At 38.9% G+C, this 24244-nt stretch carries 25 protein-coding genes, 1 pseudogene and 1 other annotated feature; of the genes and pseudogenes, 5 read left to right on the plus strand and 21 right to left on the minus strand.

Going from position 1 to position 24244, the window contains the following annotated elements; genetic code table 11:
• Positions 1-8: 8 nt before the first annotated feature.
• The 5 genes from M1D81_RS13130 to ilvE all read right to left on the minus strand — a co-directional run bounded on the left by M1D81_RS13130 (position 9) and on the right by ilvE (position 6127).
• Entirely contained in the window at positions 9-1562 is a 1554-nt protein-coding gene (locus tag M1D81_RS13130) for a 2-isopropylmalate synthase (RefSeq protein ID WP_456266671.1), read from the minus strand.
• On the minus strand, positions 1549-2577 hold the full coding sequence (gene ilvC / locus M1D81_RS13135) for a ketol-acid reductoisomerase (protein ID WP_024423187.1): 1029 nt from the start codon (positions 2575-2577) through the stop codon (positions 1549-1551). Before ilvC ends, M1D81_RS13130 begins: the two co-directional genes overlap by 14 nt.
• Before the next feature lie 18 nt (positions 2578-2595).
• Positions 2596-3114 carry an acetolactate synthase small subunit gene (ilvN, locus tag M1D81_RS13140; RefSeq protein ID WP_456266670.1) on the minus strand — a complete coding sequence of 173 codons (519 nt, stop codon included), beginning with the start codon at positions 3112-3114 and terminating at the stop codon, positions 2596-2598.
• Positions 3111-4835: an acetolactate synthase large subunit gene (gene ilvB / locus M1D81_RS13145; RefSeq protein ID WP_456266669.1), complete on the minus strand. Its 1725-nt coding sequence runs from the start codon at positions 4833-4835 to the stop codon at positions 3111-3113. Before ilvB ends, ilvN begins: the two co-directional genes overlap by 4 nt.
• A 122-nt stretch (positions 4836-4957) precedes the next feature.
• Positions 4958-5204, minus strand: a binding site (T-box leader).
• Positions 5205-5212: 8 nt separating this feature from the next.
• A complete protein-coding gene (gene ilvE / locus M1D81_RS13150; RefSeq protein ID WP_024427825.1) occupies positions 5213-6127 on the minus strand; it encodes a branched-chain-amino-acid transaminase in 915 nt (304 codons plus the stop codon).
• A gap of 435 nt (positions 6128-6562) precedes the next feature.
• On the opposite strand from ilvE, the gene M1D81_RS13155 reads away from it, so the two are divergent.
• Complete coding sequence (locus M1D81_RS13155) at positions 6563-7606, plus strand: lactonase family protein (RefSeq protein WP_456266668.1); 1044 nt, start codon at positions 6563-6565, stop codon at positions 7604-7606.
• Positions 7607-7711: 105 nt separating this feature from the next.
• Here the strand turns inward: M1D81_RS13155 and M1D81_RS13160 are convergent, their stop codons facing one another.
• The 11 genes and pseudogenes from M1D81_RS13160 to M1D81_RS13210 all read right to left on the minus strand — a co-directional run bounded on the left by M1D81_RS13160 (position 7712) and on the right by M1D81_RS13210 (position 16423).
• Positions 7712-9067: an IS1182-like element ISBpu1 family transposase gene (locus tag M1D81_RS13160; RefSeq protein WP_456265168.1), complete on the minus strand. Its 1356-nt coding sequence runs from the start codon at positions 9065-9067 to the stop codon at positions 7712-7714.
• 95 nt (positions 9068-9162) lie between these two features.
• A complete protein-coding gene (locus M1D81_RS13165; RefSeq protein WP_270127572.1) occupies positions 9163-9582 on the minus strand; it encodes a YkvA family protein in 420 nt (139 codons plus the stop codon).
• Between the two features lie 95 nt (positions 9583-9677).
• Entirely contained in the window at positions 9678-10844 is a 1167-nt protein-coding gene (dltD, locus tag M1D81_RS13170; protein WP_456266667.1) for a D-alanyl-lipoteichoic acid biosynthesis protein DltD, read from the minus strand.
• On the minus strand, positions 10844-11080 hold the full coding sequence (gene dltC / locus M1D81_RS13175; RefSeq protein ID WP_087977646.1) for a D-alanine--poly(phosphoribitol) ligase subunit 2: 237 nt from the start codon (positions 11078-11080) through the stop codon (positions 10844-10846). The genes dltD and dltC overlap by 1 nt, the downstream gene beginning before the upstream one ends.
• Positions 11081-11101: 21 nt before the next feature.
• Positions 11102-12286 carry a D-alanyl-lipoteichoic acid biosynthesis protein DltB gene (dltB, locus tag M1D81_RS13180; protein WP_456266666.1) on the minus strand — a complete coding sequence of 395 codons (1185 nt, stop codon included), beginning with the start codon at positions 12284-12286 and terminating at the stop codon, positions 11102-11104.
• On the minus strand, positions 12283-13788 hold the full coding sequence (dltA, locus tag M1D81_RS13185) for a D-alanine--poly(phosphoribitol) ligase subunit DltA (RefSeq protein WP_456266665.1): 1506 nt from the start codon (positions 13786-13788) through the stop codon (positions 12283-12285). Before dltA ends, dltB begins: the two co-directional genes overlap by 4 nt.
• A gap of 14 nt (positions 13789-13802) precedes the next feature.
• Positions 13803-13952: a teichoic acid D-Ala incorporation-associated protein DltX gene (locus M1D81_RS13190; RefSeq protein ID WP_024427820.1), complete on the minus strand. Its 150-nt coding sequence runs from the start codon at positions 13950-13952 to the stop codon at positions 13803-13805.
• A 252-nt stretch (positions 13953-14204) separates the two neighbouring features.
• Positions 14205-15431: a Kelch repeat-containing protein gene (locus M1D81_RS13195; RefSeq protein WP_456270881.1), complete on the minus strand. Its 1227-nt coding sequence runs from the start codon at positions 15429-15431 to the stop codon at positions 14205-14207.
• Positions 15432-15652: 221 nt separating this feature from the next.
• Complete coding sequence (locus tag M1D81_RS13200) at positions 15653-15769, minus strand: DUF4241 domain-containing protein (protein ID WP_255290964.1); 117 nt, start codon at positions 15767-15769, stop codon at positions 15653-15655.
• 26 nt (positions 15770-15795) lie between these two features.
• Positions 15796-16122: pseudogene (locus M1D81_RS13205) on the minus strand (DUF4241 domain-containing protein); the annotation flags it as partial.
• A 127-nt stretch (positions 16123-16249) separates the two neighbouring features.
• Complete coding sequence (locus M1D81_RS13210) at positions 16250-16423, minus strand: hypothetical protein (protein WP_456266663.1); 174 nt, start codon at positions 16421-16423, stop codon at positions 16250-16252.
• A gap of 198 nt (positions 16424-16621) precedes the next feature.
• Between M1D81_RS13210 and M1D81_RS13215 the strand changes: the two genes are divergently transcribed.
• The 4 genes from M1D81_RS13215 (at position 16622) to M1D81_RS13230 (ending at position 20082) form a co-directional block, all read left to right on the plus strand.
• Positions 16622-16810: a hypothetical protein gene (locus tag M1D81_RS13215; RefSeq protein WP_019744112.1), complete on the plus strand. Its 189-nt coding sequence runs from the start codon at positions 16622-16624 to the stop codon at positions 16808-16810.
• Positions 16811-16903: 93 nt separating this feature from the next.
• The gene (locus M1D81_RS13220; RefSeq protein ID WP_456266662.1) at positions 16904-18460 is read left to right on the plus strand and encodes a T7SS effector LXG polymorphic toxin; all 1557 of its coding nucleotides are present in this window, start codon (positions 16904-16906) and stop codon (positions 18458-18460) included.
• A gap of 16 nt (positions 18461-18476) precedes the next feature.
• On the plus strand, positions 18477-18821 hold the full coding sequence (locus M1D81_RS13225) for a hypothetical protein (protein WP_456266661.1): 345 nt from the start codon (positions 18477-18479) through the stop codon (positions 18819-18821).
• 110 nt (positions 18822-18931) lie between these two features.
• A protein-coding gene (locus M1D81_RS13230; protein ID WP_456265364.1) for an IS3 family transposase occupies positions 18932-20082 on the plus strand; the annotation gives its coding sequence in 2 pieces (ribosomal slippage) (positions 18932-19205 and positions 19205-20082; 1152 coding nt in all).
• 604 nt (positions 20083-20686) lie between these two features.
• On the opposite strand, the gene M1D81_RS13235 is transcribed toward M1D81_RS13230, so the two are convergent.
• The 5 genes from M1D81_RS13235 to M1D81_RS13255 all read right to left on the minus strand — a co-directional run bounded on the left by M1D81_RS13235 (position 20687) and on the right by M1D81_RS13255 (position 24164).
• The gene (locus M1D81_RS13235; RefSeq protein WP_133744272.1) at positions 20687-21043 is read right to left on the minus strand and encodes an HNH endonuclease; all 357 of its coding nucleotides are present in this window, start codon (positions 21041-21043) and stop codon (positions 20687-20689) included.
• A gap of 84 nt (positions 21044-21127) precedes the next feature.
• Positions 21128-21724 (minus strand): hypothetical protein, encoded by a 597-nt coding sequence (locus M1D81_RS13240; RefSeq protein ID WP_126681507.1) that lies wholly within the window; start codon positions 21722-21724, stop codon positions 21128-21130.
• 164 nt (positions 21725-21888) lie between these two features.
• On the minus strand, positions 21889-22386 hold the full coding sequence (locus M1D81_RS13245; protein ID WP_126681506.1) for a hypothetical protein: 498 nt from the start codon (positions 22384-22386) through the stop codon (positions 21889-21891).
• A 262-nt stretch (positions 22387-22648) separates the two neighbouring features.
• The gene (locus M1D81_RS13250; protein ID WP_456266660.1) at positions 22649-23368 is read right to left on the minus strand and encodes a hypothetical protein; all 720 of its coding nucleotides are present in this window, start codon (positions 23366-23368) and stop codon (positions 22649-22651) included.
• Between the two features lie 256 nt (positions 23369-23624).
• Positions 23625-24164, minus strand: a complete 540-nt coding sequence (locus M1D81_RS13255; protein ID WP_456266659.1) for a site-specific integrase — start codon at positions 24162-24164, stop codon at positions 23625-23627.
• Positions 24165-24244: the final 80 nt, after the last annotated feature.

Raw genomic sequence — 24244 nt, forward strand, 5'->3', positions numbered from 1 at the left:
CTCCTTTCCTATGAGATCGCGTGATGTTTCTCAATTTCAATCAGATTTGATTTGAAGATTAAATGTCTGTTCACTGCATTGACGTAAGCTTTTGCCGATGCTTCAAGTACATCTTGCGCTACACCGCGTCCTGCTGTTTCTTTTCCTTCTATTGAAACAGTGACATATACTTCTGCTAGTGCATCTCTGCCTTTTCCATTTGATTGAATGCGGTAGTCCAGCAAATGAATTCTTTCTTCCATACAGCGCTCAAGCGTGTTGTACACAGCCTCTACACTGCCTGCACCTGTAGCTGCTTCTTGAATGACTTCCTGTGTTTCTTGATTTTTCAGAGAAACTGTTGCTGTCGGCATTTGTTCTGTTCCATAGTGCACTTGCAGACTTTCAAATTCGTAGCCGATTTTTCGGTCTGCTACTTTTTCTTCTAATATAATAGAGATCAAGTCATCATCTGTAATTTCTTTCTTCTTCTCTGTCAAGTTCTTGAAAGTCTCAAAGAATTTATTGATTTCGTCTTCCGTTAGTTTAAAGCCTAGTGTTTTCATGCGGTCTTTAAACGCGTGTCTTCCGGAGTGTTTTCCAAGGACAAGCACATCTGTTGTCACGCCGACAAGCTCTGGAGAAATAATTTCATAGGTTGTTTTTTCTTTGAGGAAACCATCTTGGTGAATACCTGATTCATGTGCAAATGCGTTGTTTCCAACGACTGCTTTATTACGCGGCACAATCATTCCTGAGTATTTGCTCACTACATCACTTGTACGCTTAATTTCATTCAATTGAATCGTTGATTCGACCTGGTAAAAGTCTTTTCGAATATGAAGAGCTACTGCAATTTCTTCTAACGCGGCATTTCCAGCGCGCTCGCCAATTCCGTTAACAGCCGTTTCAATTTGATCTGCTCCATTTTCAATGGCAGCAAGTGAGTTTGCTACAGCCATTCCTAAATCATCGTGACAGTGAGCGGACAAGTTGACGCGGTCGATATTCGGAACGTGTTCCTTCATATATTTAAAGATGTTTCCGTACTCTTTTGGCGCTAGGTATCCAACTGTATCTGGCAAGTTAATGACACTCGCCCCAGCGTCAATGACCTTTTCTACAATTTCTGCTAAAAAATCAAGATCTGTACGGCACGCATCTTCTGCTGACCATTGGACAACTGGAAAACGTTCTTTCGCATATTTCACCATTGCGACAGCCTGTTCTACGACTTCTTCACGTGTTTTCTTGAGTTTATGCTTCAAGTGAATATCAGAAGTGGCAATAAAGACATGAAGCCTTGGCTCCACTCCATCTTTTAATGCTTCCCATGCAGCATCAATGTCACCTTTCACACATCGTGCAAGACCAGCAACAGAACAGTTTTTAATCGTTCTTGCAATTTCTTGTACGCCTAAGAAATCCCCTCGGGATGAAGCGGGAAATCCCGCTTCAATGATATTAACCCCAAGGCGCTCAAGCTGCTTTGCAATGATTAGCTTTTCTTGTGCATTTAAGTTCACTCCTGGTGATTGCTCTCCATCCCGAAGTGTTGTGTCAAAAAAATTAATTTTCCGCACCGACGCTCACCGCTTCCTTTTTCTTTCCTTGTTTAACGAAAGGCATCATTTCACGAAGCTTTCTACCAACGATTTCAATTTGGTGCTCATTTTCATTTGCATTGATCGCATTGAAACGTGGACGATTCACTTGGTTTTCAACAATCCATTCTTTTGCAAATGTTCCGTTTTGGATATCAGTCAAAACAGCTTTCATTGACTCTTTTACTTTTGCATCCACAACGCGTGGTCCTGATACGAAATCACCCCATTGTGCTGTATCAGAGATTGAATATCTCATGCCTTCTAATCCTTCTTCATACATAAGGTCAACGATCAATTTTAGTTCATGCAGACACTCGAAGTATGCAAGCTCTGGCTGATAACCAGCTTCTGTTAACGTTTCGAATCCTGCTTTTACTAGTGAAGTAAGACCTCCACAAAGAACTGCCTGCTCACCGAATAGATCCGTTTCTGTTTCTTCTTTAAATGTTGTTTCAAGAACGCCCGCTCTTGCTCCGCCGATCGCTTTCGCATAAGCAAGTGCTTTGTCTTTCGCTTGGCCAGATACATCTTGATAGATAGCAAATAGGGCAGGTACACCAGCGCCTTGCTCATATGTTCTTCTCACAAGATGTCCTGGTCCTTTTGGAGCTACAAGATACACGTCTACGTCACTTGGAGGAACAATTTGATGGAAGTGAACGTTGAATCCGTGTGCGAATACAAGTGAGTTGCCAGCTTCTAATTGATCTTTGATTTCTTCATCATATACTTTCTTTTGCTGCTCATCTGGAAGTAGTACCATCACGACGTCTGCTTGTGCCGCTGCTTCTTTTACTGTGAATACTTGATGGCCGTCTTCTTGTGCTTTTGTATAAGATCCGCCTTTTCTTACGCCGACGATCACATCGACGCCGCTTTCTTTTAAGTTCAATGCATGTGCATGACCTTGTGAACCGTAACCAATGATTGCTACCTTTTGACCATTTAATACGTTTTCTTGAATATCACCGTTATAATATACTTTTACCATTTGACTCTCTCCTTTTGTTTAGACAATTGAAATTGTTTTATTTGTTTGCGGCTTTTGCTGATTATCTCTCGCAAAGGCCGTAGTGCCAGTTCTGGCGACTTCTTTAATGCCGTATGGCTTAAGTAATTCAATGAGTGCTTCAATTTTTGAAGACTCACCTGTCACCTGAATGACGACACTCTCTCTGCTCACATCTACAATAGAAGCTCTAAAAGGTTCAATGACCCCTGTGATCTCCATTCTAGATGCTGGTGCAGATACGACTTTTATCAAAGCCAGCTCTCGCTGAACGATTGATTGGTTTGTAATGTCTGTTACTTTCAGCACATCGATTTGTTTGTTCAGCTGTTTTGTCAGCTGTTCGATGTCTTTCTCCTGTTCTACATGGACGACGAACGTGATGCGTGATACATCTTGAATCTCAGAATGGCCGACCGTAATGCTTTCAATGTTGTAGTGTCTTTTAGTAAAGAGGCCTGTGATTCTGTTCAATACGCCTGATCGATTTAATACAGTCAACACAATAATTCTTTTCAAGGTTTCACCCCCACCATCTCATGAAGTCCTTTCCCCGGTGCTACCATCGGGAATACTTTTTCATCTCGCGCTACATTGACATCGATGAAAACAGGCTCTCTAGAGGTTAAGGCTTCTTCAAGCTTTTCTTTCGCCTCTTCGTCTGATGAGATTCTGATTCCTTTAATGCCATAAGCTTCAGATAATTTGACGAAGTCTGGCTGCTCTGAAAATTTAGAATGTGAGTAGCGTTCTTCGTAGAAAATTTCTTGCCATTGTCTTACCATTCCAAGGCTGTGATTATTGAGTACAATCACTTTGACTGGAAGGTTCAGCTCACGGATAACGGCAAGTTCTTGCAGGGTCATTTGGAAACCTCCGTCTCCTAAAATCGCCACAACAGTTGCCTCTTGATCAGCCAGCTGAGCGCCTATGGCTGCTGGTAATCCGAAGCCCATTGTGCCAAGACCTCCAGATGTGACCCACTTATCTGCATTTTCAAATGGATAGAACTGTGCTGCCCACATTTGATGCTGTCCGACATCAGTTGCGACAATGGCTTCACCTTTTGTGAATTGATGAATGTATTCAATCAGCTTTTGAGGCTTAAAGCCTTCTGCCTCGTTTTCAACGTACCAGAGTGGATATTCTTCCTTCCACTGATCTAATTGATTTTTCCATTCGCCTGATTCCCCTTGCTTCCCGTCTTGCTTGATCAGTTCTTCAAGAACGAGCTTACTGTCTCCAACAACCGGGATATGGGTATGAATGTTCTTGCCGATTTCCGCTGGGTCGATGTCAATATGAGCGACCTTCGCATGTTTCGCAAAATGATTGAGGTTACCTGTTACCCTGTCATCAAATCTTGCTCCGATTGAAATGAGCAGATCACATTGATGAAGAGCCATGTTCGCTGCATATGTGCCATGCATACCAGCCATCCCTAGGAAAAGAGGATGCTTTGCCGGGAATCCGCCAAGTCCAAGCAATGTATGAGCGACTGGGATTTGCTGCTGCTCTACATACTGTCTTAATTCTTCAGATGCTTTGCCATGAAGAACGCCGGCTCCTGCTAGAATGACTGGTTTTTTCGCTCTGCTGACAGCTTCTACTAATTTGCGAATTTGCAAATAGTTCGGCTCTACTTTTGGCTGATAACCAGGTAAATCAATTGCCTGATCATATTCAAAGGTTCCTTCAATGCCTGCGACATCTTTTGGGATATCAATCAAGACTGGACCAGGTCTGCCTGTTGTTGCGATATGGAATGCCTCTTTAATGACACCCGGTAATTCCTCTGGATTTCTTACTTGGTAGCTGTGCTTTGTAATTGGCATTGTGATGCCGAGTACATCTGCTTCTTGGAACGCATCCGATCCAATGACTGACGTTGCCACCTGCCCTGTGAATACAACAAGGGGAAGTGAATCAATCATCGCATCTGCAATTCCTGTCACAAGATTTGTCGCTCCCGGCCCTGATGTGGCAATGACAACACCCGGTTTACCAGATACTCTTGCGTATCCTTCTGCTGCGTGAATCGCTCCCTGCTCATGTCTTGGCAGGACATGAAATAAACCAGAATCGTAAATTTTATCGTAGATTGGCAAAACTGCTCCGCCCGGATAGCCAAAAATGACTTCTACTTTTTCTCTTTTAAGTGCTTCAATTAACATGAGTGCACCGTTCATCGTTTGTGGTGCTTTTGATTTTTCCGTCTCCATTTGTACATTTGTCCCCATTTGATTTCCTCCTCTTTGTCTTGCTTCAGTCAAGTCCTTTCACCCTTTTCCATTCAAGATAGAGATATGAGACCATATAAAAAAGCCTTCTCACCCCACAATGACACTACTTTTCACTAGGTCAAAGGGGCGAAAAAGCTTTGTTTTTCGCGGTACCACCCTTGTTCACGGCAAACCCTGCTGCCGTCTCATGGACATCTTTCGTCCATTTTGGTAACGAGTGAGCAATGTCACTCGGCCTGCCCTACTATCATTTCAAGCAGACACTCAGAGGTGAGTTCACTTTAGAAAGTAACACCGGTTTCCAGCTAGCACCGGCTCTCTGTCGATACTGACTCTAAAGCTACTAGTCCTCTTCAACGTTTATCGATATCTATTTAACTTGCATGAATGTTTTCATCTGCAAAAACGACTTTTTCTCCCTCTTCAACTACTCGCTTGCGGAATTGTTCAAGAAGTTTGTTTGTGTGGAACCCAGGTTTTCCTTCACCGATTGTACGGCCGTCAACTTTTACAACGGCGATGACTTCGGCTGCGGTTCCTGTTAGAAATACTTCTTCAGCTGTATACACATCATGTCTTGTGAATGGTTCTTCTTTCACTTCGTAGCCTAAGTCTTCTGCAATCTCCATGATGGCATTTCTTGTGATGCCTTCAAGTGCGCCGATATAACCTGGCGGTGTATAAAGCTTGCCTTTTTTATAAATAAACACGTTGTCTGCAGAACCTTCCGCCACGTACCCTTGATCGTTCAGCATCAGCGCTTCACTCACACCGGCCATATGAGCTTCGATTCGGACAAGAATGTTATTCAAATAGTTTAATGATTTTACTTTCGGGCTAAGGACATCTGGACGATTTCGTCTTGTTGGAACCGTCACAATGTCAATACCCGTTTCATATAGGTGCTTTGGAAAAATGGCCAGCGGCTCTACAATGATCACTGTATTGGCTCTCCCGCAGTTGTTAGGATCTAATCCAAGATCACCTGCTCCTCTTGAGACGACAAGGCGGATATAGGCATCCTTTAAGCCGTTCCTTTCAACTGTATGAATCATTTTTTCCGTGAGTTCCTCAAGTGAATATGGAATGTTCAGCATAATGGATCTGGCGGAATCATACAGGCGGTCTAAATGTTCTTTCATTCGAAAGATATTTCCGTTATACACGCGAATCCCTTCGAACACACCGTCGCCATATAAGAAACCATGATCGTAAACTGAAATTTTCGCATCCTCTTTTTTCACGAGTTCATCGTTTAAAAAGATCCACTGTTCCTTTTGGTCTTCCATTTTCAGTGAGCACCCTCTCTTTCAAACAAAAAGTAGTTGAATTTTCAGACACTTTATATTGAAGTGTCTCTCGCTTGCACTGCGTGTTTGTTTAGGTTTTGTTGAACCCATCTTACGCCGCTTTCCATACAGTGTCAACAGCATTTTAAAAATTATTAGACAATTTAGACTAATCAAAATTAAATGTATACGCTTACACCTTTGCTAGACAAGGAATGAAAAAACTTAAAATTTTTTGTATTTTTTCTTCAATTTATTTACTTTACATGAACGGTTTTCTTTTGAGAAAACTTTTGTGATATTTTTTCACAACATTTTTGATGAATATTGTGAGATTTCCTTGACTTTGTTTTTCTTTTGGGATGCCTTTCTAAAGCGTTTTCCTATGAATTTATGATGATAGAATGAGAGCATCTAACAGAAGGAGGGCAATACATGGCTAACATCAGAGGTTATATCGGTACGTATACAAAGGGAGACAGTAAAGGTGTTTATACGTTTACATTAAATACGGACAAGCAGCAGATTGAGCAAGTAGAAGTCGCTGCTGAACTTGAAAATCCTACATATTTAACCGTGTCAGAGGATCAAAAGTTTGTTTATGCTGTTGTGAAAAAAGGATCACAGGGCGGCCTTGCTGCGTATCAAATTGATTCAACAACAGGCAGACTTCACTTCATCAACCAAGAGCTTGCCGATGGAGCTTCTCCTTGCCACGTCAGCGTGGACAGTCAAACGAAAACGGCGTATACAGCGAACTATCATAAAGGGACAGCAGAGATGTATGAAATCGATGCTGAAAATGGCTCAGTGGTCCGCACGCTCTCACAGGCGCAGCATGAAGGAACTGGCCCTAACGAAGATCGTCAGGAAAAGCCGCACACTCACTTTATGGGTCTCACGCCAGATGAACAATTTGCAGTGGCTGTTGACCTTGGAACAGATGGAATTTATACGTATAAGAAAGAAGACGGCAAACTGGAGCTTGCTCATACATTTGAAACAAAGCCAGGCAGCGGACCTCGTCATATCACATTCCACCCAACGAAACCTGTGGCATATGTCATGACAGAGCTAAGCTCAGAGGTCATTGTGCTTCGTTACTTTGAAGACGGTCATTTTGAAGAGATCCAAACAATCGCGACCATTCCAAGCGATTTTACGGAGAACAATCAAGGCAGTGCCATTCATGTCTCTTCAGACGGACAATTTGTTTATGCAGGAAATCGCGGTCATGACAGCATTGCGATTTTTAAAGCAGACGCTGACGGCCAATTAAGCCTTGTCGAGATTGCTTCTTCTGAAGGAAACTGGCCTAGAGATTTTGTGCTTGATCCAACAGAAGAATTCCTCGTCGGTTCAAACCAAGAATCTAGCAATCTCGTGTTATACAAACGCGACAAAGAAACAGGACGACTCACTGTCTTACAATCAGACATTACCGTCCCTCATCCAGTTTGCGTGAAATTTTTAGGGTAAAGAAAAAAGCCTCCAATAACGGAGGCTTCAGACCGTAGACAAACCCCACTTTTACTTCAATTAAAAGTGGGGTTTTCACATTTTTTGATAAAAATATCATGTGTTTTACGCTGGACATGGTCCTTTCCATGTCCAGTTTGCTAGCTTTTTAAGGTTCATGGCAGCGAAAGTAAGCATCGCTTGCATTGAAACTTTTTTTAGTCCTCGAAGTTTCGTCCAACGCATACCATGCTTTTCTTTGGCATCCGCAAAAACGCGTTCAATTGTTTCTTTCCGTTTTGCATAGATGCTCTTATTTATTTCAGTGAGTCTTAGGTTGTCTGCTTCATCTAGGTAATCCTGCCAAATATGCCGATGAATTTGTTTGGTATGATTTTGACTTTGTGTACAGTTATCTAAAAACGAGCAGGACTTACATACTTCTGAGTCGGACGCATATTGCTTATAGCCTTCTCTAGTCGTTGTACGATAGGAGAGAATTTGCCCGTTGGGGCAAATGTAACAATCAAAATATGCATCATACACGTATTCATTCTTTTTCAAATAACCAGCTTTTGTTTTTGGACGAGTGTAAGGCATGACTGGTCTTATCTCTTGATCCATTAAAAACTTAGCGATGTAAGGTGTTTTATATCCAGCATCTACTGCGACTACATTTGGTTTTCCGATTTTCTCTGTCACCTTTGATACGAGTGAATCTAACATACGACTATCATGAACATTGCCACCTGTGACCAGTGATCCTAGAATAAATCCTTTTGAATCACAAGCTGTATGAAATGAATAAGCAAATGACTTTTCACGTTCATCCTTTACATAGTAGCCACTCTCTGGGTCAGTTGTACTGACCTTGATTTCTTTTATTTCTTCTTTATTCTGAAGGGGTAAAGGCTTTTTTCCATGTTCTTCACGATCAATATTAATTTCCTCATGAAGCTGATTTTGATAACTTCTCGTCTCAACTCGAACGATTTTCTTTTCAAGTTTTTTCTTATTGGCATTCGCTTTGACATGTGTTGAATCAATGAAGGCGACAGAAGGGTCAACGAGGCCTTTTTTCATCGCTTCTCTTAAGATTCGATAAAAAATTTGTTCGAATAAATCTGTATCGTGAAAACGTCTCACGTAGTTTTTACCGAAGGTAGAAAAGTGCGGAATTTTCTCCGAAAATCCATACCCAATAAACCAACGATAAGCCACATTGGTTTCAATTTCTTTAATCGTTTGACGCATGGAGCGAATGCCAAATAGATATTGGATCAAAACCATTTTAATGAGAACAACGGGGTCCACACTTGGTCTGCCATTGTCGGAACTATAATGATCTTTGACAAGATCATAAACGAAGTCAAAATCGATTGCTTGATCTATTTTCCGTACAAGATGATCTTCAGGCACTAATTCATCTAATGCCACTACTTCTAATTGATTTCTTCTTTCTTCTTCACGTTTCGATAACATGTTCATCCCCCACAGAAATGTTAATACCCTTATTATACAAAAAAGCTTGTAGACTTTGTCTACAAGCTGAAGCCTCCAATAACGGAGGCTTTTCTTTATGCAGACGGCATACCGCCATCCTCAAGCTTTTGATCAATCAAAGACGTATCGGTTTTTTCGCCGAACCATTTTGACAGCCTGTCTTTTGCTTTCCCTTTCACATCATCATCAATGTACATTGCTACTTGAAGCAAAGCAAATGTAATGGCCCCTAAATCATCTGTATAGCCGACACCAACCAATGTATCCGGAATGAGATCAAGTGGAAGGATAAAATAGCCCAGTGCTCCAATAATCAAGGTCTTTGCTTTAACCGGCACTTCGGGTTTTTGCAATGTATAGTAAAGTAATAGCACAGCATAGACAAGAGAGACACCAGCTTTTTGTGCCGTCTTTTTTAACTTTTCCCAAAAGGCATGATCATTAAAATGCTTCTTCGAACGCTTTAATAGTTCTTTTTTCTCAGAACGATTCATCATATCGCCTCCATCTACAGCATAGCCCTTTTCCCTTAGTTATACAAGATATCCGCCGATTCGACAAACAAAAAGCAGCAGAAAGCTGCTGCATTCTACTGCTCTTTGTAAAACTTTTCAATTGCCTTATCGATGTACACCCAACCTTTATAAGACACATGAATCGTATCTTTAAAGAAATATGGATCGTACTCATGCTTAGTCAAATCTGCGACTTCATACCCATTATCTCGAATTTGACGATTGATTTTTTCATAATAACCTGTACGGCCTTCTTTCGGAAAACCGGTGTAATCATACCACTTTCCGTTGACAGGAATCGTCACAAACAAAGGTTTCGCCCCTGCCTGTTTTAAAATATCCAGCATGATTTGGAAATCTTTGTATTCTGGTGATTCGGCATAAGAATGACCTTCACGGGAATCCTTCATCTTTTTCATGATCGGTTTCAGTTTGCGGTTAAACAGTTTTTGGTTAATATAAAACGGGTTGTTCCCTGCTCTTTTCGCACCAAAAATGCTCGCTTCTTTTTCAAGCTCAGCCCATGTTTTTCCTTTGACTGAAGGAGACGGTTGAAGCTTGCGCTCATGCCCCGGTCCAATCGTATAGTACATGTCTTTCTTTTGAAGCATACCATAATACATTTTCGCAATAGGAGAAATCGCGCCATAAGCGAACTTGTTCCCAGATAGCTCTGCTTTAAAAAGCTCTGTAATCACCATATCGTTTTTGACTGCTTTAAACTTCATGATTCTTTTGATGAGCTCTTTTTTCACAGTTGGATCAATTTCTTTATTAAAGGCGAGATTAAGCGCTTGAAGTGCTGAATAGTTAGGTGCAAAGTGATTCTCATCAGATCCCCATTTCACAAACCACTGCGGGGACACGATAAATACAAGCTTCTTCCCTTTTAATTCATCCATATGCGCTGCGAAGTTCATCGCATGAATTAATGATTGCGATCCACCTTTTCCAATAAGATAAGGTGTAAACCCTTGAGGATTCTCATGAAAGAAATTCGAAGGGTGATATGGATCAAAACGAGATAGTTCAGAAGATCCATAGATCGGCAAATAAGTTGGATCTTTTAGCATTTCATCTTGTAAATAGAGCCCTTGGAACATCCCTGGATCTAATTCTGTGGCTGACTTTTGTAATTTGTCTTTTGGGATCAGGTGTGAGAGCCATGCATTTGGTACAAGAAGAACACCAATGAATAGAACAGCCGCTAAAATAAGCGGCCCAAAAAAACGCTTTTTCATTACTTCATCTCTGCCAGCTGCTCAGCAATATGATTCGGCGTATCCCACACATCACGATCGAATTCTGTAATCGGAACAGTGATTCCGAGTTGACTTTCAATTGCCATAAGCAGTTCTACTGTACCAAATGAATCAAGAAGACCTTCTTCAAAAATCGCAATCTCTGGATTTTCTTTCACAACGTCATCCTGACAAACCTCTGCAATAATATCGTATACTTGATTTTTAAATTCCATAATTTTCTACTCCCTTAATCATTAATGATGAAATGGTTTTCCTGAAAAAATATAAAATCCGAAACAAATCACATGGAATGTAATAATGATCGACACAACCATTGTGACCTTATTATCCGGCCACCACTTGTGCTTTTTATTCCATTTCTCAAATAAATTGTAACCGGACATGACAACTGCATGATATAGTCCGTAAATAATATATTGAAGGGCAAGACCATGCCAAGCACCCATCAATAGAAAGAGGATAAAGTACCCAATATTTGATACAGCCATTCGGTTCTTGATCCACTTCTTTTTAGTCATAAAGAACACAAATCTCATAAACACGTAGTCTCTGAACCAGAAGGACAGGGACATGTGCCAGCGATTCCAGAAGTCTTTAATGTTTCGGCTGATAAACGGTTTATTAAAGTTCTCTGGTGATTTAATACCCATAATATAACTCACACCTACAGCAAATGCTGTATATCCAGCAAAGTCAAAGAACAAATACATGCTGTAAGCATACATATATGTTAACTGCTGAACAAAGTGACTGCTGCTAATGTGATGAATATTCATCAGAATATATGTGTGAATCAGATAACCAATAATGAACTTATATAAGAAGCCTATAAAAATTTTATGAATACCGGCATATAGAAGATCACTGTAAGCTTCCTTTTCAGGCGGTGTATCCAAATCCTTTTCAAATCGGCGGTAACGGTCAATCGGACCGGATGAAATCGTCGGGAAAAAGACAATGAAATAGACCAAACGGTGAATCGGAATTTTCTTCTTAATCAAGCCGTCTCTTGTCTCGATAATTAACTGAACACCTTTAAATGTTAAGTACGAGATCCCCAAAAAGCTCAGCCAGTTCATTGGCGCGGGCTGTTGCGGCTGATGAGTTAAAAAGAACGGTAAAATCTTAGACAGCACAAGCGGCAAAATAGATGCCACCACTGCTGCATAGAAAACGGATGCCTGATTCGCCTTTAACCGGTATGCAAGGTACAGGCGGATGATGAAGATTTGCCACACCGTGAACAAGAAGAGCAGCAGCGCGCCATGGGCATCCTTTGAGAAAATAAGGGCCAGCGCCACAACCGTTGCAAACATGTTGTAGCCCTGCATTCTTTTGCCGCGAAGACCAAGAATGATCGTCGGCAAAAGAAGAATACCAATTAGAATGAAGAAAAAGAATGAACTAAACGGAATCATAGAAGAACCTCTTTCGCGATTCTCTTACGGTCAACCTTCCCGTTTGGCGTCATGTACAGCTGCTCAAGATAGACAAACTTTCTTGGAATCATGTACGCTGGCAGTGAATCCGCCATTTCTTTCTTAATCGCGCTTGTCAGCTGATACTCTTTTTCAAATGAATGAGCTGCTGGAACAATCGCTGCTATCAAGTACTCGACATGACCGTTTGGCTGGAATGGCACAATCACACAAGCATTGACATAAGTTGTCTCGCTCACATGATATTCAATTTCTTCAAGCTCCATCCGGTATCCATGAAGCTTAATTTGATAGTCAAGACGGCCATGGCACATAATTAATCCATCCTGCGCCACACCTGCGTCACCTGTACGGTAAGCAGGACGTCCTTCGTATTCAAAGAACACTTTATCTGTCAAGGCTTGTTCACCTAAGTAGCCTCTCGTGACGCTTGGCCCCACGATAACAATTTCGCCTTTTTCACCATCAGGAAGGGTCTTGCCTTCTTCATCTAAAATGACGATGTCTGTATCAGGTTTGGCATAGCCGACTGGTAAAGAATCGTGCTGATCAAGAATCTCCTGTGTGACTTCAATCGATGTGATCGCAACAGTTGCTTCAGTTGGACCATACGTATTAAAGACCTGTGCCTTTGGAAAACGCTCAAGAAGTGCACTTGCTACAGCTACAGGAAGCGCCTCACCGCAGAACAAGAAAACTTTCAGCTCTGGTAAAAGCTCCCCTGTAAAGGAAGGGTCCATTAAGCACATTTGCACAAAAGAAGGTGTGGATGTCCACACTTCAACGTCAGATTGACCAAGCGCTGCAAACATATCCTTTGGCTTATTGACGAGATCTTTTACTAAACAGTAAAGCGTGCCGCCTGATTGAAGCGCTGGATAAAGATCCATCACTGATAAGTCAAAAGAAAATGGTGCTTGATTTAAGAATGTGCGTCCCTCACCAATTGGGAAGTCACGGCACATCCAATCTGTAAAGCTTTCTAAATTATTGGCAGTTACCTGAACGCCTTTCGGTTTTCCAGTGCTGCCAGACGTATAAATAATGTAAAAAACATCATCTTGTTGAACCCACTGCGTGGATGGCGGTGCTTCTTTTTCAAGTGCTAAAAGCGATGCCGCACTCTTCACTTCAATGTGCTCTTCTACATCTAATACATTCTGCTCATTTGCACAAATCAATAGACTGGCTTTTGAGCTTTCAATAATTGAGACGATACGCTCGACAGGTATTGAGATATCGACCGGAATATATGGTCTGCCTGATTTCACACTGCCTAAGAAAGAAATCAGCATCTCTGGCTCCATATGACCGTATACAATGACAGGTTCACTGCCAGCTGCGACTGCATCGATCGCACCAGCCATTTGGTCTGATAAATGCCAAAGTTCATCATATGTGATCGATGCATGTTGAGAAACAAATGCTGGCTGTGTTGGTTTTGTTTTCTGGTATTCATGAATCGTTTGTAATAGTTTCATAATTTAATCTCCAATTAAAAATCGTTGTAAATGAATGATCCCGTATTTGCTGTGTGGAATCCGTAAATAAAGAACAATAATAGCAAAATAAGTAAGTAAAAGCTTGTATATCCTATCCATTTTACAGACTTATTTTCTGAAAGCTTTTTGAATAGCATATTGATAACCTCTTTTCTTTTGACACTTATAGAGACGTATGACTCATTCAAAGAGTTTCATATCAAACCATAAAATTTTTAAGAAATGCTAAAAAAATGTCGAACCTTGGAACGTCTCTTTTGAGCAAAGCTGTCTTATTGTAACAAAGATTTACTACATTTGAAATGAAATCCGAGCTTAAATTTGCCTTAAAATTGCTGAAAGCTGTCGAACTAACGCAAAAGCCACCTAGTTGGACTAGATGGCATTGATTTCATTTACTTCTTATATTTATTGACTTCGAACATGAGAATGTTTTTGAACACTACATAATCCTTTTTACTTTCAAAAGGACCTTTGTTATTGTCATGCTCGTCAATTTCATAAAAACCTGGTCCTTCTCCGGCATCACGTTTTTTGTACCAAGAGAGGAATGCGTTTACTTCTTTCATTGAAAGGTCATACTCTTTTTGCAAGCCATTGACCATTGTGATGATGAGAAGGGCATCACCGCCTTCATTTGTTGCATCGTCTTTAGGCGGTGTTGTTGGTTCTGGGTCTTTGTCACCGGGTGATTCTGTGTTGTTTGGAAATTGCAGGTCTTTTAAAGATAAAGAGATGACGGATTTGTAGTTTTGATCTGCAATCTCTGTATAATTCTCATTATAATCTCTACCACCTATAAGGTATAATGTATCATCAATAACTACTGATGAAGCTCCTATACGCATATTGTGGTAAGGGACATCTATTCTAACTAATTCTTCTTGTTCAGTATCATATGCAATTAAACTTCTTGTTGAACCACCGGGAAATATCATGTTATTTTTATAAGTCACACCATTCAAATAACCACTGACAAGCCCTTTTTTCTTTGCAGTCCAAACTTCTTTTTTAGCGTCAAATTCAAAAACTTCACGTTTATCGTTTTTGCCAAAGATGTAAAACTTCTCATCTAATACTAGACCGATTGCTCCTTCTATTTTAACATTTAGAGGAGCTTCTTCTTTCCATGTTTGCTCAGAAAGATCATAGCTAAAAAACTCTTTTCCACCAAATACATAAATTTTATTTCCAATAACACCCGCTTGAACGTTATATGAGCCTTTTGATTTGCTAACAAAGGGAATATCAGGTAACGTTTCCCATTCGTCATTTTTTGTATCATACACCTCGAACTTATTATAAGTAAAACCCGTATGTTTTCCAGCAAGGACATATATTTTTGAACCTACTACTACTGATGCTGCGCCTCCTCTTCCAGTAGGTATATCTGTCTTTTTAGTCCATTTGTTTACAGATGGATCATATTCTAACGTTTCTTTGTCGGCATTAAACCCACCAATTACATAAATTTTCCCATCCACAGCATTAGCTACAGCTCCCACTCTTGCTGTTGGCAAATCAGCTAATTGATTCCATTCATCCTTAGCTGCATGTACCATTTGAATTGACTGCGTGAATGAAAGAATTACTAGTAACATCATGACGATCCATTTTTTCAAAAATAACACTCCCTTTTCATTATCTTACTTCTTCATTATCGGAGTGTTTTTAAATTTTTATAGAATAATTGATCATCTTTTTAAGGAGAATTAATAGTAAAAAAGCATTAGAAAGGACCTTACTAAAGAGAGCCTCTTAAAATAGCAAGTTCAATCAGAAACTGCCTAAGACTATAATCAGAGAACAATTTTAAAAAACCCATGGCTTTATGGGTTTTTCATCAATCCATTATTAGAAAGTCTGTCACAAGACAAGCGGTTTTTCCGTTTTGATCTAGTCCCAAAAAGCTTGGGTACATCCCGTCACCGAATCCTCTTGTAAACATGGAAATGGCCACCTTGTCATGAAAACAAACTCCTCGTAAAGATAAAAATCATTATCCTCTTTATATCGTTTATCCTCATAAGCTTGAAGATATAGTGCTGCCTCTGCATACATGAAACAGCCCATTCCCGTATTTACACCGTAGCCTAAGAACTCGTCTTCTTTCAATTGATTGAGTCCCTGCCCTGCCCTGCTCTTGTAGCAAGCTCCCATTATATTGTTTGCTCGTTTGTAAACTTGATCATTGCATAGGCTACTTCGTTCATATCCGTTTTCTAACCGCTTAACCACAAGTAGAATAGGATATTTTCCTAGAGTAACTTTCCTCGTAAACGATTGGTCCCCCTTCTGAAACAAAAGAATCACAGGCAACGATATGTCGGCTCGTGATCTCGATATAGCTTTCTCTCTTTTGAACCTTTACCGCTTTACAATGCCTTTTTCATTAGGGCAGGTTAATTTAAAAATGCCCTTCCAATGGAGGGCGGTGCTATTAACTATTTTCTTTTGAGTATTTCTTAATCAATGCTTCGCTAATTCTGCTTACGATATAGATCGCAACCGCTAAAATCAGCATCAGCGGAAACATGCTTAAACGATTATCTGCAACATATACAATGATCCCCACTACGATAGCCACTAGGATTGCCGTTAAAAGTTGCTTCACCGCCAACTCACCCCTTTGTATAAATCATATACATTTTATTACACAAAAGGTTTAATTGAAATGATTTCCATAAAATCAGTAAGTTTCATTTGTCCGCTCTTAGAGTAGATTGCTATCCCCCTTATGTTGTTCGTACAATCTCCATATGTTAAAATCAACTAAAATATCTATTTAATGGATCAATCAGGAGGTCATTAAGTGTCACAGCAAAGCACGCCATCCAAAATGTTATTAATTACTTTACCCGGCGCTATTATTGCCCTTGTGATGATCTTAGGGAAAATTGATACACCTGTAACAAATGTTTTATTTTATCTTGTGGCTTTTAGTGTGATGGGTTTAGTTGTTTCAAGCTTAGTAAAAGACTACAGAAAAAAGAAGAATTAACTCCTCATCTTGGGAGCTGTCGTTTATGCAGCTCCCTTCTTTATGTGGACGCTTAATTGCTTCGAGTACTAACAGAAAGTAAAGGAGAACGGAATGAAAACCCTTGATGTCATTGAGTTGAAGAATGGAATTGACCAAACGCTGAACAAGTTGAAGCAGCAATCACATAATGTGAAGTCCCTAGAAAAACAAATCAACCAAATCATCTCCTTAGATAGCGCATTAAAGGGAGAAGCTGGACAAGCGATAATAGATTTTTATACGGAGTGTCACATTCCCTTTTTGCAATTCTTTCAGATTGTCATTGAAGAATACAGCGGTGCGCTAAAAAAGACAAAACAGGCACTTCATGCTTTTGAATCCAACCCGAATGGTTTTATCTCTCAATCATTCATTGAACACGAGCTTGACCAAGGGTTAAAAAAATCCGAACGGACTATTTCTGATATTGTATCCGATGTGAATCAAGCCCTCAGCAGGGTCAGCCATATTGTACATTTGCCTCATGTAGACGAATCTGCTTTCCAACAAAGCTATCAAAAAGCATGGCTTGAGACGTCCAAAACCATTGGACTACTTCATGCATTTGACAGAGAACAAACAAGTGCTCTAAATGAAACAAAAAGTTCCCTTCACACAATGAAGCAATACATAGATACTTTAAGCAAGATGTTCACTGGTCCGAAAATTGAAATTACTAGTTATCAAAAAGGCTCTATCTTCAAAGATGGACAAGAAGAAAAAATCAGCAGCAACATCAGCGGATTGAATGAAAAAATAGACAACCCTAAAGAAAATCCAATGATGATCATGCTGAACAAGCTGAATGATAAAGAGCAATCGAATGTGAATACTCTTGTGAAGAAGAAACCGTCTAATAAAATCAATCAAAACGCCGTGTTCGTAAATGGAAAAGTATATAATACAAATGAAAAGATTGACTTCGCGAATGCCAAAACAGTTGAAGTTATTCGAGATGGAATGCTATATCGGTTACGAATATCGGATCAAAACAAAGTGAAGATTGAAAGCATCACAAAGATTTCTGATGTGAAAACGGGTGAACAAACCTCAAACATCTTAAATACAGCGGTTGAATTTACAGGAATAAATGATGCCATTCGAATCATCACAGGGAGAGACCCTGTCACAGGTGACAAAGTCGCTGACATGGACCGTCTAGTATCAAGCTTGTACATGATACCCGGAGCTAAAATCGCTAAACTTGGAAAATACGTATTTAAAATAATGAAAGGAGAGAAAGTAGCCAAGAAGATTGTTAAAACACCTTCATTCGGCAAACACTCCGTACCAAAAGGTCCGTATCGTGAAGTAAATGGTTTCCCGGCAAAAGTAAAACCAGGAGCTCAAGAGAAACATATTCCTGATGCACCTAACTATAAACAGGAGTTAGCTAATGGAAAGAAAAAAAGCATCTTTTACGGGGACAATAAAAAAGCCCAAGAATTGCTTGATAAATATGCTGGTACAGGACACATCCCATCAAAAGGAAGAGAAGTTGTTAAGTTTGATCACAAAATAGGTAAAGCATATGACTTAGAAACTGGAAAATATATAGAAACCAATAGAGGAACAATACATTATTCAAAAGATGGTGCTCACATAGTTCCAACAAAACCAATACCATAAAAAAGGATTGATACTCTTGGGATATAACTCTTTAATCAAAATATTAAATAAATATGGTGCCAACGAATTGCGATTAGAATGGAAAAACGGATTACAGATTATCGGAAAACCAGATGCACTCTATGAAACAGATAATGGGCTAGAAGACGATGATATAAATTATACAGAATATTACGCAGTTGCCTTTATTGTCAAGGACATCATTGCCCACCCTACTTATAATGAAGGAAGAGTATGTGATTGGGTAATACAAGAAGGAAATTCTTATGTGGAAATTTCCCTTTATGATGATCCACCTAAGGCTGTATATTTAGTAGACGGTCAAAAATTATGGGAATTTGACAGCAATGAATACCAATGAAAAGCCCCTCCGTGTCGGGACTGACCCCATAAGATGAGACAAATAAAAAACACCTTCAAGTTTGAAAACGGATCGTTGTGATCCGATATAAAACATGGAGGTGTTTTTCTATGGGGACAAGAGTGAGTTATCCGGTTGAAGTCAAACAGAAGGCTGTAGACATGAGATTGGCAGGCGTACCTATGAAAGAGATCATGCAAGAATTGAATATCAAAAATAAAACGCAGGTTCAAACATGGGTGAGGTGGCATAAGGCTGGGGATACACACCGGTTCGAACAGCCTGTTGGAAAACAATATACCTATGGAAAGGGTCCCGAGTACTCTTCCGAATTAGAGAGACTGCGGGCAGAAAATCGCTATCTGAGTCAACAGAATGAAGTTTTAAAAAAGTACAACGAATTGGAAAGGAAGTTGATAAGGAAACGTCAATCAAACTGGTAGAAGAATTGCGCAAAAAGATGACAGTACAGGACATCTGTGTCCATTTAGGCATCTCACGCGCTTCGTTCTATAGATGGAAAAAGAATCTGACTCAGAATCATTCTAAAAGACAACTAGAGAAACAAATCGGCACGTTGTGCCGAGAGCACAAGTATCGATATGGATACCGAAAAATTACAGCCATACTAAAAGTGGGAATGCGTATTAACCATAAAACTGTTCAACGTATCATGCAGAAAAACCAGTGGCAATGCCGGGTTAAAATGAAAAAGCGTAAGAAGAATGGGCAACCCTATGCCGTGGCTGGTAATATACTCGATCGGAACTTTCAGTCTGATCGCCCTCTTGAAAAACTAGTAACGGACATCACGTATTTGCCTTATGGACAGAAACAATTGTACCTTTCCAGTATATTGGATTTATATAATGGAGAAGTGATTGCTTTTACGATTGGTGATAAGCAGGACACAGACTTTATCTTAAACACACTTGATCAGCTCCCAGCACTGCCTGAGAACTGCGTGTTACATAGCGACCAAGGTTCTGTGTATACATCTTACGAGTATCAGAAAGCTGTTCATATAAAAGGCATTACCATGAGCATGTCCCGTAAAGGGACACCCGCTGATAATGCCTCCATCGAATCGTTTCATTCCTCACTAAAGTCTGAAACGTTCTATCTTAACAGCATTGATCGAACTACGACCAACATCGTAGAACGCACTGTCAAAGAATACATTTATTATTATAACAACATTCGTATTCAAACGAAACTAAACAACCAATCACCGATAAACTATCGGCAATTGGCTGTATAAAGGTGTTTTGATCCCTGTCTCAAAAACGGGGGTCAGTCCCGTCGGAAGGGCTTTTTTTACTTCTGCTTTACTTTAACATATTATGAAGCAGCTGTAATGTTATGGCCAGCTTGTACATTTTTGTCTCATTGACTGAAACGATCTATCAATCGTGAAGGCTCCACCCGACTTTACTTTTTTGTACTTTGCTGACCAAGGAGGCTTATCGTAGATGCATAACCATTCATCGCTATACAGAACTTAGGGAAATTTTCAAAATGCTGAGGGAGAAGCGGTCTACGGCAAATCGTTTCTAGATATTTAAGTTGGGGATCCTTCAAACTTCAATGCGAGGCTGTTTCATGTCTTTTTCTAAATCTGCTCGTATCGAATCTATTTCCTTATAGTAATGAACAAGTTCTTCGTCATTCGAATAGCATTATATAGCTTGCTGATTTTGTTTCGCTGCTTTCTGATTTCCGCGTTTGTATAGTAAGATGTGTATTCAGCTTTACACCTCGGACACACTAGCAGATGACGTTTGATTCCACGACCAATCTTCATAATCCTAGAACAGAATCTAATAATGAATGTTGTTCCGCATTGATCACATACGCACTTTTGATTATCCATTCCCAAACCCTCCGTCTTCTTTAGCGGTCTTCCTACTGTGACAGGACGCACACAGCGGCTGCCAGTTAGTTGAATCCCAGAATAGTTTTTTATCTCCCTTATGTGGTTTGATATGGTCTACTACTGTAGCCGCAATACGTTTACCTTTTAACATGCAAGACTGACACAAAGGATGCTTTGTTAAATAACCGTCACGCGCTTTACGCCATCGGCTATTATATCCGCGACGTGCAGATGATTCACGGTGCAGATCGTATAAAGGCTTCAATTTATTATGCTGCTGGCAATATCCTTCGCGCGTTAGTTGAGGACATCCAGGTTCGTTGCATGGTTTCAATGGCTTTTTCATTTAATCTGATTCCCTCCACAAAATAAAAAGCACCCCAAAGGATGCTTATAGATACAAATATACATACATTCAAATATTTTTCTATTAAATACATTTCCTAAGAAAATTCAATATAAGATCATGAAATCTTTTGCAATCACTTATATTTAGATACACTCTATTTTGCTTTTTATTAATATTAAGGTTTAAAAAAATAATTGAATCTTCATCTGCTTTATTTCTTATAACACGATTATTGTGAACAATAATATTTCTAACCTTATTCCAGTGCCTTAATTTATTCCATTCAAGAGTATTTTTTAAATCTCTAACTTGAGCAATTTTAGTTAAATACAAAACAGCTCTTTCAATTCCATTTCCCGCTATATCTTTTAGATCAATCTTATAATCGTGCTTTGTTTTATGAGCATTACAAATTAAATTGAGAAAGTATTCAAAATCACCATACATTCCAGTAAATAACGCACTGGAAACAGAAGGAACTATAATGGGTTTTATTATAATATGCTGACCGTTTGAACTATTCATAGCACCTACATCTTCTTCACTTTTTTCATGAAAATAATTTAAGGTTGTTTCATAATTCTGAAATGTCGATGCAATATCCATGTAAACAGAAAACAAATCGCTCGATAACTTCCCTTTACTTACAGCATTTTGTATAAATGAAAACTGATCCAAGTTATTCTTCTCCTATCTTTTTTGTCAGCAATTCAAGACCGTTTGGAACTTTTCAAATAATAACGATCTCTCAATGGAAGCCGCTCTCCATTTATCACCTAATACCATCATAACCGCTCTCAGACAAAATGCTTTGCCAAGATCGTGCCAAAAGTGTGCCATTTTTAAATATCGCTACCAAACCTATCTGTGCACAATTTAAAACCTCTCTTAAACTTTTGAAATTCATTGTCATTCATTGCTTTAACGTATCCTTGATAGCTCTTTAGAATCTGAAATGCTTCATAAATATCAATTACTTCTGTGATTATATCACTTTGATATTTTATGAGTTCATATTTAACTTTATTGAATTCGGTAAAGTTAAGGTGTTCAAAGGGCATAGGGCCAGGAGCCTTTTTGTGATTACTTGATCCAACTATAAAATCCAATTCAAAAACTTCACCTCTTAAGTAGTAGAAATTATCTTCAATTTCCCGCAAAATAAATTTTTCAATTATTTTCTTACTAAAATCAATAGCTTCTTTCTCTTGTTTCTTGAGTTTCTCTTCACTCTTTTTTATTTGAATCCTTGCACCACTATAACTAGCTACGGCAGTTAATACCCCCACCAATAAGGTTATAACTCCTCCAATAATTGCTATTAATACTTCATTATCCATTTGTTACACCTCTTCAATATTGTTTAATCCATTATATAACACTACTTGTATAAATTAATATTTATCCACATTATCCACCAATTCACCATATCTAATATTGTGTCTAACTCAGGGAATTGCTAAATCCTTTGCCCCTGTTGCTGTTCAGTCATTTCCTTAAAATGAGTTGGACATTTTCTCGATATGGTGAGTTGATGAAAATAATCTCAAAAAAAGCCCACGTTTAATATCGAGGACTTTCAACTAACTCTATACACCTATTTCAATTTGATATGGTGCTTAGAATCCCATTCTCAAAATATAAATACTTATTCCCTTTATAAATCCACTGCTCCATAGTATGATCTGTTGTTTGAGTTTTGTTTATCTTTTCAGGCTTCCCCCATCCTTCAATTAATACTTCTTCTTTAGACATACCAACAGAAACACTTTGAGGACTATTAGTTCTCTCTTCTATCACAGTTGCTCTTTCCCTTATAGCAGAATACTTTTCTGCTTCTTCTATTTCCTTAATATTTTCTTGAATTTGATCATCTTTATCATTTTGCAAAGCATCTATGTGTTTTTTATTATTTTCTTGAGTTTGAAGAAAATCTAAATCTGCATGACTGTTTTTGTATTTTACTTTATCTAACATTGCATCAACATAAGTATAATCATCATAATTATCTAAACTCACTTTAGCACCTTTTAACTGTTCTAACTTTTTGTAAGCAGAAGCTATAAAGTAATAATCTTTTTTAAATTCATTTTGTAATTCCCCAGTCTCTTTAATAACATGATCAAATTCTTTATTTTTAATAAGATTAATGATTTTTTTGTCTTCACTAGAAAGATTATGCTGCTTTTTAGTCTCTTTTTCTTCACTTGATACTTCTTTTTTGTTATTACTACTAGACTTAGAACTACTCGAAACACTTTGATTAGAGCAACCAAATAATGTAACTATAAGTACAGATAAAACAAGAAATAATCTTTTCATTTGAAATCTCCCTATTATTTAAATTCAATTAAAACTAAATAAACCTTATTTAAAACTGGTTTTAGCTGCCGATAAATATTTAACACACAGATAAGATCGTTAGAAAAAGCATAACGATGGATGCTTTATTTCGTGAATATAAACCTATAAATCATTTATATATCACCTCCATCTTTCTATCGACAGAAAACAAATAAATGAAATGGTTTGCAAAATTTGTCGAACAAAAAACGCGTTTTCGTTTGAACAGATGAGCCTATAATCCGAAATCGTCCATTGTTTTATCCATTGTGTCTTGTGTGATCCCGATATATCTCAGTGTAATATCCGGGCTTGAATGGTTGAATATTTCTTGCAGCAAGGCCACATCCTTGAATTTTTTATAATGCCAGTAACCAAACATTTTCCTTAGTGTATGTGTCCCTATGCTATCGAGGCCAACATACTCCGCTGCCTCTCTCAATATATTGTATGCACTGCTGCGGCTGATAGGCTTGTTTAGCCCCTCTCTGCTTCTAAATACATACTCTTGATCATCACGATCATTAATATATTGATCTAGTGCTTTCCGAAGCGTCTTATTTATCTTGATTCTTTTTTCTTTGCCTGTCTTCTTCTCCCTTAAAGACACATATTGTTTCTTAACATCTTTAACACGTAATTGAAGAAGATCAGATATTCTCAAGCCTAAATTGATTCCAGCCACTAAAAGCAGCAGGTTTCGTTTGTTCCGCTCTTTAAAATATTTTTTAATGTAGTGATCTAGGATTAAGGAAAAGAGTGTGATAGTTGACATAATACGTTATATTACTTGTTTTCGAACGCGTTCAAATATCTAAAAATACCAACCTACTCATAAAAGCTTTCTGAAACTCT

The organism is Bacillus sp. JZ105 (assembly GCF_053903125.1).